12 protein-coding genes are annotated in these 16054 nt (G+C 57.9%); 7 read left to right on the forward strand and 5 right to left on the reverse strand.

Annotated features, from left to right (window positions below):
* The first annotated feature begins 179 nt into the window (after positions 1 to 179).
* The 4 genes from dnaA (at position 180) to gyrB (ending at position 6479) form a co-directional block, all read left to right on the forward strand.
* Positions 180 to 1649, forward strand: coding sequence for a chromosomal replication initiator protein DnaA (gene dnaA, locus CTT34_RS00005; RefSeq protein WP_159340518.1), 1470 nt, complete (start codon positions 180 to 182; stop codon positions 1647 to 1649).
* 59 nt (positions 1650 to 1708) lie between these two features.
* Complete coding sequence (gene dnaN / locus CTT34_RS00010) at positions 1709 to 2812, forward strand: DNA polymerase III subunit beta (protein WP_159340519.1); 1104 nt, start codon at positions 1709 to 1711, stop codon at positions 2810 to 2812.
* 103 nt (positions 2813 to 2915) lie between these two features.
* Complete coding sequence (gene recF, locus CTT34_RS00015; RefSeq protein WP_159340520.1) at positions 2916 to 4019, forward strand: DNA replication/repair protein RecF; 1104 nt, start codon at positions 2916 to 2918, stop codon at positions 4017 to 4019.
* Between the two features lie 39 nt (positions 4020 to 4058).
* Positions 4059 to 6479, forward strand: coding sequence for a DNA topoisomerase (ATP-hydrolyzing) subunit B (gene gyrB / locus CTT34_RS00020; protein WP_159340521.1), 2421 nt, complete (start codon positions 4059 to 4061; stop codon positions 6477 to 6479).
* Positions 6480 to 6591: 112 nt separating this feature from the next.
* Here the strand turns inward: gyrB and gmhB are convergent, their stop codons facing one another.
* From gmhB to glyQ, 3 genes are all read right to left on the reverse strand, one after another.
* Entirely contained in the window at positions 6592 to 7152 is a 561-nt protein-coding gene (gene gmhB / locus CTT34_RS00025; RefSeq protein WP_159340522.1) for a D-glycero-beta-D-manno-heptose 1,7-bisphosphate 7-phosphatase, read from the reverse strand.
* 166 nt (positions 7153 to 7318) lie between these two features.
* Positions 7319 to 9385, reverse strand: a complete 2067-nt coding sequence (gene glyS, locus CTT34_RS00030) for a glycine--tRNA ligase subunit beta (protein ID WP_159340523.1) — start codon at positions 9383 to 9385, stop codon at positions 7319 to 7321.
* Positions 9385 to 10356, reverse strand: coding sequence for a glycine--tRNA ligase subunit alpha (glyQ, locus tag CTT34_RS00035; protein ID WP_159340524.1), 972 nt, complete (start codon positions 10354 to 10356; stop codon positions 9385 to 9387). The genes glyS and glyQ overlap by 1 nt, the downstream gene beginning before the upstream one ends.
* A 109-nt stretch (positions 10357 to 10465) precedes the next feature.
* On the opposite strand from glyQ, the gene rfaD reads away from it, so the two are divergent.
* Both rfaD and waaF read left to right on the forward strand, forming a co-directional pair.
* Positions 10466 to 11422: an ADP-glyceromanno-heptose 6-epimerase gene (rfaD, locus tag CTT34_RS00040; RefSeq protein ID WP_159340525.1), complete on the forward strand. Its 957-nt coding sequence runs from the start codon at positions 10466 to 10468 to the stop codon at positions 11420 to 11422.
* Positions 11415 to 12461 carry a lipopolysaccharide heptosyltransferase II gene (gene waaF, locus CTT34_RS00045; protein ID WP_159340526.1) on the forward strand — a complete coding sequence of 349 codons (1047 nt, stop codon included), beginning with the start codon at positions 11415 to 11417 and terminating at the stop codon, positions 12459 to 12461. The genes rfaD and waaF overlap by 8 nt, the downstream gene beginning before the upstream one ends.
* On the opposite strand, the gene CTT34_RS00050 is transcribed toward waaF, so the two are convergent.
* Positions 12451 to 14103, reverse strand: a complete 1653-nt coding sequence (locus CTT34_RS00050; protein ID WP_159340527.1) for a sulfatase-like hydrolase/transferase — start codon at positions 14101 to 14103, stop codon at positions 12451 to 12453. The genes waaF and CTT34_RS00050 overlap by 11 nt on opposite strands.
* 143 nt (positions 14104 to 14246) lie before the next feature.
* Here CTT34_RS00050 and CTT34_RS00055 point away from each other — a divergent pair, with 143 nt between their 5' ends.
* Entirely contained in the window at positions 14247 to 15008 is a 762-nt protein-coding gene (locus CTT34_RS00055; RefSeq protein WP_159340528.1) for a glycosyltransferase family 2 protein, read from the forward strand.
* Here the strand turns inward: CTT34_RS00055 and CTT34_RS00060 are convergent.
* Positions 14946 to 16013 (reverse strand): glycosyltransferase family 9 protein, encoded by a 1068-nt coding sequence (locus CTT34_RS00060; RefSeq protein ID WP_159340529.1) that lies wholly within the window; start codon positions 16011 to 16013, stop codon positions 14946 to 14948. The two genes, CTT34_RS00055 and CTT34_RS00060, sit on opposite strands and share 63 nt — an antisense overlap.
* Positions 16014 to 16054: the final 41 nt, after the last annotated feature.

Raw genomic sequence — 16054 nt, forward strand, 5'->3', positions numbered from 1 at the left:
TTGGTGTGGCCAAGCAGAGACATCTTGCCCAAAAAGAGGCTTGTACCCATGACGTCACCGGGTTTTCCTAAGAGCTTATGGTAAGTTGTCCACAGGCGAAAAAGAGCCGCTAGCCCGTGTGGATAACCGTCTCGTTGGGCGCTACAATGGTCGGCCGTTTTCAACCGATGGTGAGATGAGTGTCACTCGCGCTTTGGCAACAGTGCCTGGACTACCTGCAGGACGAACTGAATTCACAGCAGTTCAATACCTGGATACGTCCGCTGCAGGCAGAAGAAGGAGAGACCAATGAGCTGCGCTTGTTGGCGCCGAATCGCTTTGTGCGCGACTGGGTGAGTGATAAGTACGCCAAGCGTATTAGTGAACTGATGCGCGAGCTGGCGCCCTCCAAGCCTCCCAAAGTCAGCTTGACGGTGGGTAGCCGCCGGGCCGCAGCCCCCGCCCCTCAGCCTCGCGATCTAGGTCATCCGGTGTCAGCTGCACCGGCGCAGCCAGCGTCGCCTGCAGTGCATACGCCGCCCCGGGGAGACATCGCCGACGAGCGTGAAATCGATCAACTGCGTGAAGAGAGCGCCGCCAATCGACGCGGTAATGAGCGTCAGGTTCAAGTCGAAGGCAGCTTGAAGCACAATAGCGGCCTGAATCCCAATTTCACGTTTGATACTTTCGTGGAAGGTAAATCTAACCAGCTGGCCCGTGCGGCGTCTCGCCAAGTGTCGGAAAATCCTGGCGGTGCCTATAATCCGCTGTTTTTATACGGTGGGGTTGGCTTGGGTAAAACGCACTTGATGCACGCTGTGGGCAATGCGCTGGCAGGTCGCCGGGAGAATGCCCGCGTGGTTTATCTCCACTCTGAGCGCTTCGTGGCCGACATGGTGAAGGCGCTACAGCTCAATGCGATCAACGATTTCAAGCGTTTCTACCGCAGCGTCGATGCCCTCCTGATCGATGACATTCAGTTTTTTGCCGGTAAAGAGCGCTCCCAGGAAGAGTTCTTTCATACGTTCAATGCGCTGTTAGAGGGCGGTCAGCAGATGATCCTGACCTCTGACCGCTACCCAAAAGAGATCAGCGGCGTCGAAGAGCGTCTGAAGTCGCGCTTTGGCTGGGGGCTCACCGTCGCCATCGAGCCGCCGGAGCTCGAGACCCGGGTAGCGATTTTGATGAAGAAGGCCGATCAGGCCAAAGTGGATCTGCCACACGATGCTGCCTTCTTCATTGCCCAGAAGATTCGGTCTAACGTGCGTGAATTGGAAGGCGCGTTGAAGAAAGTCATTGCTGACTCACACTTCATGGGTAAGACCATCACCCAAGATTTTATCCGTGAGTCGTTAAAAGATCTTTTAGCGCTGCAGGATAAGCAGGTGGGGGTGGATAACATTCAGCGCACGGTGGCTGAATATTACAAAATCAAAGTGGCGGATCTGCTTTCCAAGCGGCGTTCACGCTCGGTAGCGCGCCCCCGACAGGTCGCGATGGCGCTGGCGAAAGAGCTCACCAATCATAGCTTGCCAGAAATTGGCGATGCGTTTGGTGGCCGTGATCACACCACCGTGCTGCACGCCTGCCGCAAAGTAAAAGCGTTGCAAGAAGAGAATGCGGATATTCGCGAGGATTACAAAAACCTTCTTCGTCTGCTAACCAGTTAACCTTTTTCGTTTACGCCTGCCAAGCGGCAGGCCTTTCAGGATAGAAAACCGGAGTTTCGATGAAATTTACCATTTCCCGAGAGGCGCTGCTTCGCCCGCTGACTCTGGTGGCGGGCGTAGTAGAACGGCGCCAAACGCTGCCTGTGCTCTCTAACGTACTGATTCAAGTAGAAGGCGACCAGGTCGCCCTGACCGGTACGGACCTAGAAGTTGAACTAGTAGGTCGCACGGTCGCCAGCCAAGTGAAGCAAGCGGGCGCTGCTACGGTGCCGGCTAGAAAGCTGATGGATATCTGTAAGTCGCTGCCCGATCAGTCCGACATTCAACTGGCGGTCGAAGAAGGGCGTGCGGTTTTACGTAGCGGTCGTTCGCGCTTTACACTTTCTACACTTCCTGTGGCAGAGTTTCCCAATATCGAAGATGCCGACGGAAGTCAGGAGCTTAGCGTTCCCCGTGGCACGTTAAAGCATTTGATCGAGTCCACCTCCTTTGCCATGGCGCAGCAGGACGTACGTTATTACCTCAACGGCATGCTGCTAGAGATTCAGAGCAACCTGCTGCGCACGGTCGCCACCGACGGGCACCGGTTGGCGATGTGCTCGCGTCCTATCGAGGTCGCGGTCAGCCAATCCCAAAAGCTGATCGTGCCTCGTAAAGGTATTTTGGAGCTGTCCCGTCTTTTGGATGACAGTGACGAGCCGGTTAGTCTGACGCTTGGCGCTACCCATGTACGCGCCCATACGGGAGACTTCACGTTCACGTCGAAGCTGATCGACGGCAAGTTTCCGGACTACGAGCGCGTGGTGCCGCGTAATGGCGACAAAGTACTCATCGCCGAGCGTGCCGAGCTTCGTCAAGTGCTGTCGCGTACCGCCATTCTCTCCAACGAAAAGTACCGCGGGGTGCGCCTCTACTTGGAAGAAGGCAACCTCAAGGTCATGGCCAATAACCCCGAGCAGGAAGAGGCCGAAGAGAACGTCGCTGTGGAGTACAACGGTAGCGCCATGGAAGTGGGATTCAACGTGGGCTATCTGGTCGATGTGCTTTCCGTGCTGGACGAAGAGCGGGTACAGATGACCCTAGCCGACCCCAACAGCAGTGCGCTGCTGGAAGAGCCAGGCGGTGGCGATGCGCTCTATGTCGTGATGCCGATGCGCCTGTAACGCACGGAAGGGAGTTGAAGAACGGCGCTTCTGGTTGCAGAAGCGCCGTTTTCGCATAGGGCACGTCTGCCGATTTGAACGGTCTTACAAGGTGCATTGACGGATGAGCGTGACACAACTCACTTTTCAGGGGCTGCGTAATTTAGCGCCGGTCACGCTTCATCCCTCATCGCGTATTAACGTGATCCATGGCGTCAACGGCAGCGGAAAGACCAGTCTGCTAGAGGGCATTCATATCCTCGGCATGGGGCGTTCCTTTCGCACTCGCCAGCTCAAAAACGTCATCCAAACGGACGCCCCCTATATGACGCTGCACGGCCGTTTGGCAGGGGACCCTGAGGTGACCCTTGGCGTGAGGCGTATGCGCGCTCAGCGTGAGCTGGAGCTACGCCTGAGGGGAGAGAAGGGCGTGAGGTTAGCCGAACTCGTCGAGGCCATGCCGCTGCAGCTCATCAATCCAGATGCGTTTCGTTTGCTGGAGGGGTCGCCAGCAGGGCGTCGTGAGTTTTTGGATTGGGGTGTGTTTCACGTGAAACACCACTTTCTGGATGCTTGGCGTCGGACCCGGCGTGCGGTGAAACATCGGAATGCGCTTCTCAGGCGTGGTAGAATAGTGCCCAATGAAATAGCGGTTTGGGAGCAAGAGTTAGCACTCTGGGGCGAACAAATGGATGCGCTTCGCCAAGCATGGTTCAGCGAATTTCTCCCCATGTTCGATAAAACTCTGAAGACGCTATTGCCGCTACCGGGATTAACGTTGCGCTATGCCCGCGGCTGGGACAAGCAGCGCTCGTTGGCAGAAGTGCTGCACGATAGCCGTGATACGGACCAGCAGATGGGGTTTACCCAGCAAGGCCCTCAGCGTGCGGATTTGCACATCCGGCTGAATAAACAGCCTGCCATTGAGGTGCTTTCCAGAGGCCAGCAGAAGCTCGTGGTGAGTGCATTGAAACTAGCTCAGGGTAGGCTTCTGGAAAGTACCGCACAGCGGCACTGTATCTATTTGATCGACGACTTACCGGCAGAGCTGGATGAGCATCACCGCCGCCAGTTCTGTACGTTACTCGAAGAGATGCAGTGCCAAGCATTTATTACCAGCGTCGAACCCACCGCGCTAAGCGACGTTTGGCAGCCTTCTACAGCCGTCGAGATGTTTCACGTGAAACACTCCGCGCAAGGGCTCAGCCAGTGCCAGCCAGATGGGTAGACGACACGGAACGAGACAGACTTCACGACGGAGTGGTCAATGAGCGAGCAGGCTTACGATTCATCAAGCATCAAGGTGCTCAAAGGGCTAGACGCAGTACGTAAGCGTCCAGGCATGTACATCGGTGACACCGACGACGGCACCGGGCTGCACCACATGGTTTTCGAGCTGGTGGATAACTCCATCGATGAAGCTTTGGCCGGTCACTGTAGCGAAATTCGCGTGGTGATCCACCCGGATGAATCGGTAACCGTGAGCGATAATGGTCGGGGGATTCCAACCGAGCTGCACGAAGGTGAGGGTGTCTCTGCGGCTGAAGTTATCATGACGGTGCTCCACGCGGGCGGTAAGTTCGACGATAACTCTTATAAAGTATCGGGCGGCTTGCACGGTGTGGGTGTATCGGTGGTGAACGCTCTCTCTGAAGAGCTGCGCCTGACGATTTGGCGCCAAGGGGAAGTGTTCGAGCAAATTTACCATCACGGCGTGCCGCAAGCGCCGCTAGGCGTCGTAGGAAAAACGGAAAAAAGCGGTACCCGCGTGCATTTTCGTCCGTCACCGGCGACGTTTGCCAATATCGAATTTCACTACGATATTCTGGCGAAACGCCTGCGCGAGCTCTCCTTCCTCAACTCGGGTGTGGCCATTCGCCTGATGGATGAGCGTAGCGGCAAAGAGGAGCTGTTCCACTATGAGGGTGGCTTGAAGGCATTCGTCGACCACCTGAATAAGAACAAGACTGTCCTCAACCCGGTCTTCCACTTTAATGCCGTGCGCGAGGATGGTGTCGAAGTAGAAGTGGCGATGCAGTGGAGCGATGCCTTTACAGAAAACATCTTCTGCTACACCAACAACATTCCTCAGCGGGATGGCGGTACCCACTTGGCAGGGTTCCGTGCTGCGCTAACGCGGACGCTCAACCACTATATCGAAGCGGAAGGCCTGCTGAAAAAAGCCAAAGTGAACACGTCAGGTGACGATGCGCGCGAAGGCTTGACGGCCATCATATCCGTCAAAGTGCCGGATCCGAAGTTCTCATCGCAAACCAAGGACAAGCTCGTCTCGTCCGAGGTGAAGACAGCGGTGGAGCAGGAGATGGGGCGCTTGTTCGCCGACTACCTGATCGAAAAACCCAACGAAGCCAAAGCCATCGTCAACAAGATGCTGGACGCCGCACGTGCTCGTGAGGCAGCGCGGAAAGCCAGAGACATGACGCGTCGCAAAGGCGCGCTAGATATCGCGGGCTTGCCGGGCAAACTGGCCGACTGCCAAGAGAAAGATCCCAGCCAATCAGAGCTTTACCTGGTGGAGGGTGATTCGGCGGGGGGAAGTGCCAAGCAGGGACGTGACCGTCGTACCCAGGCCATTTTGCCGCTAAAAGGTAAAATCCTGAACGTCGAAAAAGCGCGCTTCGACAAGATGCTCTCCTCCGCCGAAGTGGGGACACTGATTACGGCGCTGGGGTGCGGCATTGGTCGGGAAGAATTCAATCCCGATAAGCTGCGCTACCACTCGGTCATCATAATGACCGACGCCGACGTTGACGGCTCGCACATCAGAACGCTGCTGCTGACGTTCTTTTTCCGCCAGATGCCGGAGCTCATCGAGCGTGGCCACATTTTCATCGCGCAGCCGCCGCTTTATAAAATCAAGCGCGGTAAGCAAGAGCTCTATCTGAAGGATGAGCAGGCGATGATCGATTACCTGACCACCACCGCACTGGATGGGGCAGGGCTGCACGTCAATGCAGACGCACCTGGCATTACCGGGTCGCAGTTAGAAGCACTGGTCAATCAGTACCGTAACGTGATGAAGCGTATCGATCGCTTGGCACGGGTGTACCCCATCGAAGTGCTCAAGCAAGCCGTCAATGCGACGGCGTTGCAGGGTGAGGGCAGCTTGAAAGATCGCGTCACCATGGAAAACTGGATTGCCGAGCTGCAAAAAGCCATGGACGACATGGTGGCCTATGAAGGCGGCCCGCGCTATCAGTTCTACCTGCAAGAAGACACCGAGCGTGGCCTGCATCTACCGGCGGTATCGCTGATTGCCCACGGCGTCACCACGGAATATGTGTGGGGCCTGGACTTCTTCGAAAGCGCCGATTACCGCGCCATGGCAGGCTTAGGGGAAACCCTCAACGGCTTGCTGGATGAGGGTGCCTATATCGCCCGTGGTGAGCGCCAGAAGCCCGTTGCACACTTCTCTGAAGTGCTGACGTGGCTGATGCAGGAAGGCCAGCGTGGCCTCTCTGTGCAGCGCTATAAAGGGCTAGGTGAGATGAACCCGGATCAGCTGTGGGAAACCACCATGGATCCGGATAGCCGTCGCATGCTGCGGGTTACCATCGAAGATGCGGTAGCGGCAGATATGATGTTTAACACCCTGATGGGTGACGAAGTGGAGCCGCGTCGCGACTTTATCGAGACCAACGCGCTCGTTGCTAACCTCGATATCTAAGTGGCTTCTTCAATGTGTTTCACGTGAAACATTGAAAAGTATAAACCGCAGGCGCTTCGCCTGCGGTTTTTTTATGAGTGGTTAAGACCAGCGTGAAACTCGCACCAAAAGGTTAGTCCAAGGCCTCTGATAATAGGTCGTCAACAAAGGCAGCCAGGTCAGCGTAGACCAAGGCGTGCTCCAGCCCGTCCCCTTTGGCGAGAGTCTTCTCCCCTTTACCCGTTTTCACGAGAACGCTACGGCATCCCATCACTGCCCCCGCCTGCAGGTCGCGAAGGCTATCGCCCACCATCCAACTGCCTGTCAGATTGGAGAGCGTCAGCTTGTCACGTATTTCGGTCAATAGCCCGGGCAGCGGTTTACGGCAGCCACACTGATCGTCTGGCCCGTGAGGGCAGTAAGCGATATGCGCTATCTGGCCACCTTGCGCCTCCACCAGAGTATGCAAACGCTCGTGCATGGCACTTAGCGTGGCGTCATCGTAATAGCCACGGGCGATGCCGGATTGGTTGGTAGCCACTGCCACGGTAAAGCCTGCCTGCGTTAGACGGGCAATCGCGTGTATGGCAGACGGGTAAGGGATCCATTCATCCAGGGATTTGATATAGGCATCCGAGTCGTGATTAATCACGCCATCGCGGTCCAGTATCACAAGTTGCTGCGCGGTGATCATAAGGCTCTCTTCTGCGAAAACGTATCTGCGTAGGGTAAGCTCTGGTGTACGAATGAGCGAGTGTTTCACGTGAAACATTCATGCGTTCAATAAAAAGCCCGGCTTATCAAAGCCGGGCTATCGATTGCGCCTCTGGGACCGTCGGCGCTCTCAAACATTCACGGTATTACTGGGGTAGCTGAGAGATATCGGCCACTTCCAGGAACAGCGCTTGCAGGCTGGCCAGCAGAGCAAGGCGGTTACGACGAATGGCATCGTCATCCGCCATGACCATGACCTGATCAAAGAAGGCATCGACCGGCTCGCGCAGGGCGGCCAGTGCGTCTAGCGCTTGCTGGTAATCGCCCGCGGCAAACAGCGGTGCCACCTGCTGCTGGCTAGCCGTAACGGCTTCGAACAGGGCTTTTTCCGCCGCTTCTTGAAGAAGCGAGGCGTCTACCTGCATGCTGCCGTCGTGTTCCTGTTTGCTCAAGATGTTGGAAACACGCTTGTTGGCAGCGGCCAGTGCCGCGGCTTCTTCACGCTGGGCGAAGGCTTTCACGGCGCGTAATCGGCGCGCAAAATCCAGCGGATTGGTGACCGGGCGAGCACGAACCGCGAGATACATCTCGGCAGAGATACCCTCTTCCTGACCCCAAGCGCGGAAGCGGTCGAGCATGTACGTCAACACGTCGTCTACCAGGCCATCAGCTTTCGGGAGATTCTGGTGCTGATCAGCCGCCACTTGCAGCAGTTCACGCAAGTCTAGGTTCAGCTCGCCTTTCACCAAAATATTCAGCACGCCAATGGAGGCGCGGCGAAGGGCGAAGGGGTCTTTTGCGCCCGTGGGGCGTTGGCCGATACCGAAGATGCCCACCAGGGTATCCAGGCGATCTGCTAGTGCCAGCGCTTGTCCGGTCAGGCTTTGCGGAATCGCATCGCTGGCAAAGCGGGGCAGGTATTGCTCTTCTAACGCTTGGGCAACTTCTTCGGGCTCGCCATCCTGCTCGGCGTAGTAACGACCCATGATGCCCTGGAGTTCAGGGAATTCGAGCACCATCTCGGTGACGAGGTCACATTTTGCCAGGGCCACGGCACGCTGCGCGTGGGGCACATCGCCGTGAATACGCTCAGCGATAAAGGTCGCAATGGCCGTGCTACGGCGGGCTTTATCCGCCAGTGTGCCCAGCTGCTGCTGGAAGACCACGCTTTCTAGTTGTGGAATGCGCGAGGCCAGGGTCTGTTTGCGGTCGGTGTCGTAGAAGAAGGCCGCATCCGCCAAGCGTGGACGAATGACCTTTTCATTGCCGGAGATCACTTGATCAGGGTCTTGGCTCTCGATGTTCGAGATAGTGATGAACAGCGGCTTCAGCTTGCCCTGATCATCCAGCAGGTGGAAGTACTTCTGGTTGGCTTTCATGGAGGAGATCAGACACTCCGCGGGCACTTCCAAAAAGCGCTCGTCGAAGCTGCCGGTCAGTGCGACGGGCCACTCTACCAAGCCGCTGACCTCGACCAGCAGGTCCTCGTCGATGACGGCGTTGGCTTCTTGAACTTCGGCCTCGGCAAGCACCTGTTCACGAATACGCTCGCGGCGCTGCTGGCGGTCGGCCAGCACGTAGGCGTTTTCCAGTGCTGCTAGATAGTCGTCGGCGTGTTCGAGCTGAAGGGCATCCGGCGCGTGGAAGCGATGGCCGTAAGTGGTACGGCTGGCTTGAAGGCCCAGGGCCTCGGCCGCAATCACCTCGTTGCCATACAGCGCCACCAGCCAGTGAACCGGGCGGGAGAACTCGACGCGGGACGCGCCCCAGCGCATGTTCTTGGGCACCGGCAGCGATTGGAGCGTTTTACGTACCATCTCAGGCAGCAGCGCCTGGACGCTGTCACCCTGCTGCTGTTCGCGGTAGCCAAGCCAGGTGCCTTTATCGGTTTCCAGATGAATCAGGTCATCCACGCTGACGCCGCAGGAGCGGGCAAAGCCTTCTGCTGCTTTGGTGGGGGCGCCGTCTTTAAATGCGGCGGCCAGGGCGGGACCGCGGCGCTCTACTTCGCGGTCTGGCTGCTTGGCGGCAAGCCGGGTAACTTTCACGGCTAGGCGGCGCGGCGTGGCGTAGGCAGTCACCGCTTCGAAGGGAATCTCAGCGTCTTGCAGGCCTTTTTCAATGCCAGCAGCAAACGCGTCTGAGAGCGCGTCCAGCGCGGTGGGTGGAAGCTCTTCTGCGCCCAGTTCTAATAAAAGCGTATCAAAGGCCATTATGCGTCTCCCTGCTCGGCGAGCTCTTCTTGTAACAGTTCACGGCGTAATGCTTCCGATGCCATGGGGAAGCCTGCTGCTTTACGAGACTCGAAGTAGGCGGTGGCAACATCACGCGCCATGGTGCGTACGCGCAGAATGAAGCGCTGACGCTCGGTTACGGAAATGGCGTGGCGGGCATCCAATAGGTTGAACGTATGAGACGCTTTGAGCACTTGCTCGTAAGCGGGCAGCGGCAGGCTCGCAGCCAACAGTTTGCTGCACTCTTTTTCCTGGTGATCAAACGCCGCGAAGAGCTGATCCACATCGGCGTGCTCGAAGTTATACGCCGACTGTTCGCGCTCGTTTTGCAGGTAGACATCGCCGTAGCTGACTTTGCTGCCGTCCGGCGCGATGGCCCATACCAAGTCGTAAACGCTATCGACGTTCTGCAGGTACATGGCGATACGCTCGAGCCCGTAGGTCAGCTCGCCGGTGACGGGGTAGCACTCGATGCCGCCCGCCTGCTGGAAGTAGGTGAACTGCGTCACTTCCATGCCGTTGAGCCATACTTCCCAGCCAAGGCCCCAGGCACCCAAGGTGGGGGATTCCCAGTTGTCTTCCACGAAGCGTACGTCGTGAATCAGCGGGTCGAGCCCTAAACGCTTCAACGATCCCAGGTAAAGATCCTGCAGGTTACTGGGGGAGGGCTTCATCACCACCTGAAACTGGTAGTAGTGCTGCAGGCGGTTGGGGTTTTCGCCGTAGCGGCCGTCGGTTGGGCGGCGGGAAGGCTGAACGTAGGCAGCGTTCCAGGTTTCTGGACCAATCGCCCGCAGGAAGGTGGCGGGGTGGAAGGTGCCCGCGCCGACTTCCATATCGAGGGGCTGAAGGATGACGCAGCCCTGTTCTGCCCAGTACTGTTGCAGAGCAAGGATCAAGCCTTGAAAGGTCGACACATCGGGTGTCGATTGGTTTGTCGAGACACTCATCGCGGAAAGCACCGTTGGCCATGAATTCATAAGCCGTCAAGTATACAATCACAGGCAGATGGGTTATAGGCACGTTAGCCAAAGAGCCGCTTTTGGTAAGGAGAACGAGATGATCGTTGTAACAGGCGGGGCCGGGTTCATCGGCGCCAATATTGTCAAAGCGCTAAATGCTCGTGGCCGTGATGATGTGATGGTGGTCGACGACCTGCGTGATGGTACTAAGTTTGTCAATTTGGCGGACTGCACTCTCGCCGACTACCTGGATAAAGATGATTTTATTGCCCGCGTGAAAGCAGCGCTGCGCGGTGAAACGGTGGATTTACCCACCATCGATGCGATTTTCCATGAAGGTGCTTGCTCGGATACGACCGAGTGGGATGGGCACTACATGATGGAAAATAACTTCGAGTACTCCAAAGTGCTGCTCAACTACTGTGAAAAACTGGGCATTCCTTTTCTGTACGCGTCGTCGGCAGCGACCTACGGCGGCAGCGAGGTGTTCAAGGAAGCGCCGGAGCATGAAAAGCCGCTCAACGTGTACGGCTACTCCAAGCTGCTGTTCGATCAGCACGTGCGCTCGCGCTGGAACGAGCTGACCACGCAGGTGGTGGGCTTCCGTTACTTCAACGTTTACGGGCCGCGAGAGCAGCATAAAGGCAAGATGGCCAGCGTGGCGTACCACAACCATCTGCAGATCCGTAACGGTGAAACGCTGAAGCTGTTCGGTGCTTACGGCGGCTACGAGGCGGGCATGCAGAGCCGCGACTTCGTCTACGTGGGCGATGTGGTCGATGTAAATCTCTGGTTCCTGGATAACCCCAGTGCGTCGGGTATCTTCAATCTGGGCACTGGCCGCGCCGAGCCGTTCAAGGCGATTGGCGAAGCGGTCATCGACTTCTATGGCCAGGGCGAAATCGACTACATTCCGTTTCCTCAAGAGCTGAAAGGGCGCTACCAGAGCTACACCCGCGCTGACATTAGCAACCTGCGTGCGGCAGGCTGCGACGTGGAATTCAAAACCGTTGCCCAGGGCGTGAAAGCGTACTTGGAGTGGTTGAATGGCTAACTCTGCCAAGCGTCTGCTGGTCGTAGGGCCTTCCTGGGTCGGTGATATGGTCATGGCCCAAAGCCTATTCATGACCTTAAAAGCGCGCTACCCAGGTGCCACGCTGGGGGTAGTTGCCCCCGGCTGGTCACAGCCGATTCTCGAGCGTATGCCGCAGGTGGATGAAGTGCTGCCATTGGCAGTGGGCCACGGAGAGTTTGGACTGGCCAGCCGCCGGGAGCTGGCGGCCCGGCTACGGGGCCGTTTTGATCGTGCCATCGTGCTGCCACGCTCCTGGAAAGCAGCGCTGGTGCCGTTCATGGCGCGTATCCCCGAACGCGTGGGCTTCTTAGGCGAGCACCGCTACGGCTTGCTAAAAGAGCGTCGAAAACTCGACAAGCAGGTGCTGGATCAAACCGTCAAACGGTTTGTATCGCTGGGGCTGCCGTTGGAAGAGGCACAAAGCGGGCAGTTCACGATACCCAAGCCACGGCTCACCATCGACCGCGATAATTTGGTGAACTTGCGCCTGTCCCATGCGCTCTCCTCTCGACCTGCCATTGGCATGATGCCTGGCGCAGAGTATGGCCCCGCCAAACAGTGGCCGTTGGCGTACTTTCACGAACTGGCTGCCAAATTGATCAAGGAAGGCTTCGAGGTTCGAGTGCTGGGCGGGGCGAAAGATCATGCGGCAGGGCAGACCATCGTCAAAGGCCTGCCGCATGCGCATAATCTGTGCGGAAAGACCCAGCTGGCCGATGCCGTGGATTTGCTCGCCGATTGTCGTCAAGTGGTCACGAACGATTCGGGCCTGATGCACGTGGCAGCGGCCGTGGGCGTGCGCATCCATGCGCTGTATGGCTCGTCATCGCCCGCTTATACGCCGCCGCTGACGAGCAACGCCGAGATCCACTATCTGGGCCTCTCCTGTTCGCCATGCTTTCAGCGCACGTGCCCGTTAGGCCATACGAACTGCTTGAACGAGCTAGAAGTGGAGCGGGTATATCAGGCAATGCGAGCCGATCGCCATAACGCCAGCGGTGTCATCGTTAGCGCATGATCTCCATTTCATTGGCTTGGTCGGCAGGGGTTTCGGTGACTTGGTCAATGGCGTTCTCGTCAGGCTCGCGCCGTTGGGGCGTGAGTCCATCCCATAGGCGATGTTGCAGCGCGGTTTCCTCTCGTAGGCGCTCGTTTAGCGCTTGCAGTCCATGAATCTCGACCAGCGTAGGCTGGCTGCTGAGCAGCGAAGCGCCTAGCCCTGCGCGATGTTCCTCCAGCGGTAGCCCCATGGCGTCGAGGATCGTGGGGAAGACATCGAGCATGGTCGCGCCTCGGCGCACTCGCTGCGGGCGTATACCGTCGCCCAGCATGATGAGCGTATTGTCACGATCCAGCGCGGTGAGCTGATCCCACACCGATACGCGCATGGTGAGATGATCGCTGAGCACCACGACCAGCGTATTCTCCAATAGCCCCTCTTGTTCCAAACGCTCGATGAAGTCTCGTGCTTGGCGTGCAGAGCACTTCACCGAGTAGAGAATGTCCTGACCATCGAACGGGCCCTGGCGGTCCAGGCAGGTTTGCGAGGGAAAGCCGCTGGGCGCATGGCCCGCGATGCTTAAATTCACCACCGCCCAGGGGCCGTCGTCCTCGTCGCTCAAGCGGCGAATCTCGTCGGCGGTCACGTCGTATAGTGTGTCGTCATACAGCCCCCAGCTATTCACATACTCGGGGTCGTCGAGTTCAGGCAGCAGCTCCTCTTTGCCTTTTACGGTATCGAACTGGTGACCGCGATAGAAAAGGCCCTTGCCGGCAAACTGGGTGCTGGCCCCCCCAAAAAAGCTGAGCCGATAGCCCTGTCCGGCCAGTACGTCTCCTAGGCAGTCAACGCCGGGCACCACCTGATTGAGTGGCTCGAACTGACTATCGTGTAGCAGGCCTGCGGGCATGAGCGGCACGCCGCACTGGCTGGCAATCATTCCGGCCATGGTCCAACCGGTGTTCTCCATCTGATGAATCCCCTCAAACACCAGTCCGCGCTCGCCCAGCGCGGTCAAATCCGCGTACGCGTCGCCAAACAGCTCGTTGCTGTAGGTGCGCTCCATGCTTTCCAAATACATCAGCAGCAGGTTGGGGGAATCGGGCTGGTCGCTGGTTAGAGGAGCCACGTAGCGGCGGTCGAGCCACGCGCCGTCGTCCGTGACGATGGCAGCGCTGCGCTGACCGATGCCATAAAGCAGTGGATTGGCCGCCAGCAGCGCGATGGCGAAGAAGCGCTCGGTCAATCGCCAGCGCTGGTCGTGACGCGATAGCCACGTCACCGACACGAGGACGGCCAAGACCGTCACGGTATAGGTAAGCGCCAGCAGCATTTTACCCGCACCGCCGTGCTCCGCCATGCCCGCCTGCAGGTGAAAAAACACCGCACCCAGGTCGACGTTGCCAAAGCTGTCCGCTAAATAGACATAGATGCTGAATAAGCTAAGGGGCGCCAGCGACCACGGCCACATGGGGCGGTAGCGCGCATTGAGCGGAGCGCCCCAGCGCAGCTTGATACCTATGCCAATCCATACCGCCGCTATCAAAAAAAGCGTCCACCAGGGCAGGCGCGTCAGTACGGTAACGGCATAGCCAAGGCTAAGACCCATCACGACCAGCGGCAGCCAGGGGGTAAGTTTGAGTGACCTTGAGGCGGACATCCTGTATTCCTTTTCAGAACGTGCTAAATGAGGAGGCCAGCTTATCAAAAGACGCGCCTCGTGGCCGTGTTAGCATGTCACTCAACAGGCCTGGAGCACGGATGAACCGTGCGCGCCTTAAACTGAGTGGACAAAGGTGAGACGTGTCTATTTCCGCTGTGTTAATTGTCAAAAACGAAGCGCACCACTTACGTGAGTGCCTGGAAACCCTGACCTGGGCCGACGAAATCGTGGTGCTCGATGCGGGTAGCCAGGATGAGACGTGCGCGATTGCGCGAGAGTTCACTCAGAATGTGAGCGTCAACGCCGACTGGCAAGGCTTTGGTATTCAGCGCCAGCGGGCAGAAGCCCTGGCAACGGGTGAGTGGATTTTGATGGTCGATGCCGATGAGCGCGTGACGCCTGAGCTGCGCGCCAGCATTCAGGCCGCCATTCAGCAGCCGCCCGCTGCCTACAGCGTGAGCCGCCTGTCGTGGTGCTTTGGCCGTTTCATTCGCCACTCTGGCTGGTACCCAGACCGCGTGTTGCGCCTCTACCCGAAACGCCAGGCGGGCTATAACGCTGCGCTGGTGCATGAAAAGCTGGTGGTAGAAGCCGGGCTGATGGAAAAGCCGTTATCCGGCGACCTGCTTCACTACACCTACCGCGACCTGCACCACTATCTTGAAAAATCGGCACATTACGCCCAGGCCTGGGCAGAGCAGCGCGCCGCCCAGGGTAAAACGGCCACGCTGTGGCAGGGCATTAGCCACGGCCTAGCCTGCTTTCTCAAAATGTATGTGCTCAAAGCGGGCTTTAAAGATGGCAAACAGGGGCTGTTGTTAGCCCTGCTGTCCTCTCACTCAACCTTCGCTAAGTACGCCGATCTCTGGGTTCGTACGCAGCCCTCCGAGAAGCAGCGCTGAGATTTGTTCGGCTGCTGCGTTGAGATCGATAGCGGTCATGTCCTGTTGGTCGGCGCCTGAAGGCGGGCTAAACGCTAAGCGCTTTTCCGCCCGGTTGCAGGTTTGCCAGCGCAACGGCGTGGCGGAGCGTTTAGCCGGATAAAAACCCGCCGTGGCGATGTCCAGGCAGCCTGCGATATGCAGCGGGCCGGTTGAACCGGCAATCAGCATGTCCGCTCCGCCAAGCTGTCGGGCAAAGGCATCGACACCTGCGGTGTTGGGGAAGTGGTCTGCTGCAACGCCCTGTTTGGCAAGCTGCTCCCTCAAATCTTGTGCCTGAGGCTGCTCACTGGGGCCAGCGCTAATCAGCCAGCGTAGTGGCAGGTGCTGGCACTGCTGGTGCACTTGAGTGATCAGTGTGGCGTACTGCGCCACCGATAGATTCACAGCCGAGCCGCCGCTGCCAGGATGAACCACCACCACGTGCTCTGAAGCATCGTTGACCAACGTTTGTCGCTGTTTATAACGCTGCGCGTCATCCATCGGCCAGAAGGGGGGCGAGGGCAGGGTGGAAAGCGTTAGCGAAAGGCGAGCCAGCAGTTCACAGGCCAAATCGACGTTGTACTGGTACTCCGGCTTTGCTGATTGCGAGCGGCGCTGGCGTACCCGTACGTTATAGAACACCTGCGCCCACTTGGTCGCCGGGGCAACGCGCAGCGGAATGCCTGCTTTCATGCCTAGCCAACCAATGCGCGGCGTCGAGAACAGCGTTAGCAGTGCATCGAATTTCGATTGTTTCACGTGAAACAATAGCGCCTGCTGCGCCGCTTTATCGGCTTGGCTGCCGGGGTCGATAATGACCTCATCTACCCATGGGCACGCCTTAGCTAACGGGGCCGTATAAGCGGGGACCAGCACCGTAACGTGGGGAGCAGGCGATGCCTGTTTCAAACACGCCAAGGCTGGCCACGCCAACATAAAATCGCCGATTTTGTCGTTACGCACGACAAGCAGTCTCTGCGCCATGATTTAGGCCCCGTTAATAGCAGCCTGTATACTACAAGAGA

Origin of the sequence: Halomonas meridiana (assembly GCF_009846525.1) — a bacterium.
GTDB lineage: Bacteria > Pseudomonadota > Gammaproteobacteria > Pseudomonadales > Halomonadaceae > Vreelandella.

Bases quoted from the DNA above. Each gene is read 5' to 3' on its own strand.
- dnaN (WP_159340519.1), top strand. From the start codon at position 1,709: ATGAAATTTACCATTTCCCGAGAGGCGCTGCTTCGCCCGCTGACTCTG.
- recF (WP_159340520.1), top strand. From the start codon at position 2,916: ATGAGCGTGACACAACTCACTTTTCAGGGGCTGCGTAATTTAGCGCCG.
- gyrB (WP_159340521.1), top strand. From the start codon at position 4,059: ATGAGCGAGCAGGCTTACGATTCATCAAGCATCAAGGTGCTCAAAGGG.
- gmhB (WP_159340522.1), bottom strand. From the start codon at position 7,152: ATGATCACCGCGCAGCAACTTGTGATACTGGACCGCGATGGCGTGATT.
- glyS (WP_159340523.1), bottom strand. From the start codon at position 9,385: ATGGCCTTTGATACGCTTTTATTAGAACTGGGCGCAGAAGAGCTTCCA.
- glyQ (WP_159340524.1), bottom strand. From the start codon at position 10,356: ATGAGTGTCTCGACAAACCAATCGACACCCGATGTGTCGACCTTTCAA.
- rfaD (WP_159340525.1), top strand. From the start codon at position 10,466: ATGATCGTTGTAACAGGCGGGGCCGGGTTCATCGGCGCCAATATTGTC.
- waaF (WP_159340526.1), top strand. From the start codon at position 11,415: ATGGCTAACTCTGCCAAGCGTCTGCTGGTCGTAGGGCCTTCCTGGGTC.
- CTT34_RS00050 (WP_159340527.1), bottom strand. From the start codon at position 14,103: ATGTCCGCCTCAAGGTCACTCAAACTTACCCCCTGGCTGCCGCTGGTC.
- CTT34_RS00060 (WP_159340529.1), bottom strand. From the start codon at position 16,013: ATGGCGCAGAGACTGCTTGTCGTGCGTAACGACAAAATCGGCGATTTT.